3 protein-coding genes are annotated in these 2,764 nt (G+C 37.4%); 2 read left to right on the top strand and 1 reads right to left on the bottom strand.

Annotated features, from left to right (window positions below):
* Positions 1–161: 161 nt before the first annotated feature.
* Positions 162–563: a hypothetical protein gene (locus AC2JBO_RS44350; RefSeq protein ID WP_496959983.1), complete on the bottom strand. Its 402-nt coding sequence runs from the start codon at positions 561–563 to the stop codon at positions 162–164.
* 360 nt (positions 564–923) lie between these two features.
* Here AC2JBO_RS44350 and AC2JBO_RS44345 point away from each other — a divergent pair, with 360 nt between their 5' ends.
* Both AC2JBO_RS44345 and AC2JBO_RS44340 read left to right on the top strand, forming a co-directional pair.
* Positions 924–1,757, top strand: a complete 834-nt coding sequence (locus AC2JBO_RS44345) for a carbohydrate ABC transporter permease (protein ID WP_496959984.1) — start codon at positions 924–926, stop codon at positions 1,755–1,757.
* Between the two features lie 37 nt (positions 1,758–1,794).
* The gene (locus AC2JBO_RS44340) at positions 1,795–2,628 is read left to right on the top strand and encodes a carbohydrate ABC transporter permease (protein ID WP_496959982.1); all 834 of its coding nucleotides are present in this window, start codon (positions 1,795–1,797) and stop codon (positions 2,626–2,628) included.
* Positions 2,629–2,764: the final 136 nt, after the last annotated feature.

Genomic DNA, 2,764 nt, shown 5'->3' with positions numbered 1-2,764 from the left:
TTATGATTTTTATAGCTAACCATCTTGACAAATCCGATTTGAGAGGGAATGAAACAGCCCTGCTTATTAAGGGGGGCGTTTGGGGGATCAAAATTGTAATTAAGTACTTGATAACAATACTTAATAACTACTTCAGGCACCTCCTATATACATATTATATTTTACTGTCCTTCCTCTAACTTTTTCTTCTGGGAGGCAAAACCTTTAACTCTTGATTGGATATCGGTAGCAATCTCTTTGACTTGTTCAAGGTCGCTTGGTAGTAAAGAGTTAGATAAAATCTGAAAAACTGCCTCTATATCTAACGGATACTGTAGCATCAGTAAGAGAATATCATTTTCATAAATGCTTACTCGGTCAAATTTTCCTTGTCTATACAAAGAAAGTAAAGCATAAAATTTGAGAATTATTAATCCCCCTACAGTTACACAACGAATACGACGTGTTGAAGCGCGTAGCGAAATGCGAATCGCATCTTTAGGTATCTTCAAAGGAGAATTTAATGTTGATTCTACAATTTTACTTTCAACAAAGGAAATTGTAGACGTATCTTTTGGCGCCAAGTTTTCCTATTCAGTAGATTCTATATTTTAATATTTATACACATTGCTATTGTACATAGCTCATATGAAAATTATGTGTAATTTTTAATACATCAAATATATGTTGTAAATTCTCGCTTTAACTTGTAGGTGTATAAAGTAATTAAGAGTTAATTAAGACTTACACTTTTTTGATGCATTATTCTTAAACTAAGTCAGAATTCCTCTATCTAAAGGAGTAAAATAGATATTTTGTGCATTAGAAAAAGTGAAGGTCATAATAATGTGTGATAGAGCGGAGGTTATGTAGTGGTTGAGTTAAGAAGGCAGCCTCGAAATACAGGTTGGTATTTTTCAGAAAACTTGGCAAGCTATACATTTATGGCGCCGACAATTTTAGTACTAGGGGTTTTCGTTGTACTGCCTATTCTTTTCGCTGTGTTCCTGTCGCTGCAAAAAGTTCGACTATTAGGGGGTATTGAGTATCGTTTTATCGGTTTGGAAAATTTTGCGAATTTAGGTAGTGATGAACGGGTGTGGATAGCGTTGCGAAACACGCTTGAGTATGTAGTTATTGTCGTGCCATCTCAGACTATTTTGGCTTTAGTTTTGGCAGTAACGCTAAATTCGGGTATTCGCGGGAAAAATTGGTGGCGAATCCTTTATTTTCTGCCGACTGTCACTTCTTCTGCAGTGCTGACGCTAATTTTCATGTGGATATACAACAGCAACGGACTATTAAACGATGTTCTCGCATTTCTTGGACTGCCAACTTACAACTGGTTAGGCGACCCAGCAGTTGCGCTCAAAGGTATTATGCTAATGAACATCTGGTCAACGGCGCCATTTTTTATGGTGATTTATTTAGCTGCTTTGCAAGACATACCACAGTCACTTTACGAAGCTGCGGAACTTGATGGCGCCAATGGTTGGCAAAAATTTATACATGTTACAGTTCCACTTCTACGTCCGGTAACATTTTTTGTCTTAGCAATGGGAATAATTGGTACTTTTCAATTATTTGACCAATCTTATATTTTCTCGAATGGAACCGGAGGCCCAAATAACGCCACACTCACCGTTGTATTACTTGTATACCAGTCAGTGTTTCGCTACTTACAAATGGGTTACGGCGCCGCTATCGCATTTTTACTTGCTATCGTGATTATTACTGCTACTTTGATTCAGCGTCGCTTCTTCGGAGAAAAAGTTTAATTCAAATAACAGAACTGTTTAGATTTATAAATTTTCTATGGTAAGTGAAAAAATATCAATTTGGAAAATACTGCTATACACACTGCTGATAGTCTATGCAGTTATTACGCTGATACCTTTTTTGTGGGCACTTTCAGCTTCATTTAAAACGCTTGCAGAAATTAGCAGTGGTGAAGCAAATTTTTTACCCAAAAACTTTACCCTAGATAATTATAGACAAATATTCTTTCAGGAACCATTATTTTTCCGCTGGCTGTTCAACAGTATATTTATAGCCTTCAGTGTCACCATACTAAACCTGTTGTTCAACACAATGGCAGGATATGCACTAGCAAGATTGAATTTTCCAGGTAAACGCTTTTGGTTTTTGCTTATTTTGGCAGTACTGGCAGTACCCGCACAAATTACGCTGATACCAACTTTCTTGATATTAAAAGGTGTTGGTTGGTTAAATTCCTATCAAGGAATGATAGTTCCAAGTATGGTCAACGCCACATTCATCTTTATGATGCGGCAGTTTTTTATAAACTTTCCTAAAGAACTAGAAGAAGCAGGCGCCCTTGATGGGTTGACGCAATTTGGTATTTTTCGACGAATAGTACTACCGCTAGCCAAACCCGCACTAGCAGCACAGACAATATTTGTATTTATGGGAAGCTGGAACAATTTTTTACTGCCCGTAGTAATTTTGTTCAACCCAGAGATGTTTACATTACCTCTAGGTCTAAATACCTTCAAAGGTCAATATATAAGTTACTGGAACTATATTATGGCGGCATCGATGATATTCACTTTGCCTGCACTATGTATATACGCCTTTTTCAATCGCTACTTTATAGAAGGCGTCACATTTACTGGTGGGAAAGGGTGAGTGCTGAGTAGAAAGTGCTGAGTGCTGAGTAGGGTTAGAAGTAAGGAGTTAAAAGTTAGCACTCATCACTCATCACTCAGCACTCAGCACTCATCACTCATCACTCATCACTCATCACTCAGCACTCAGCACTCAT

This window comes from Calothrix sp. CBUCES-K 9914 (assembly GCF_059640475.1).
Note: the sequence above shows the minus strand (reverse complement) of the source record. Positions and strands in the feature narration are given on the sequence as shown.

Excerpts from the sequence above, each read along its gene's own strand:
- AC2JBO_RS44345 (WP_496959984.1), top strand. The coding sequence starts at position 924 with ATGGCGCCGACAATTTTAGTACTAGGGGTTTTCGTTGTACTGCCTATT.
- AC2JBO_RS44340 (WP_496959982.1), top strand. The coding sequence starts at position 1,795 with ATGGTAAGTGAAAAAATATCAATTTGGAAAATACTGCTATACACACTG.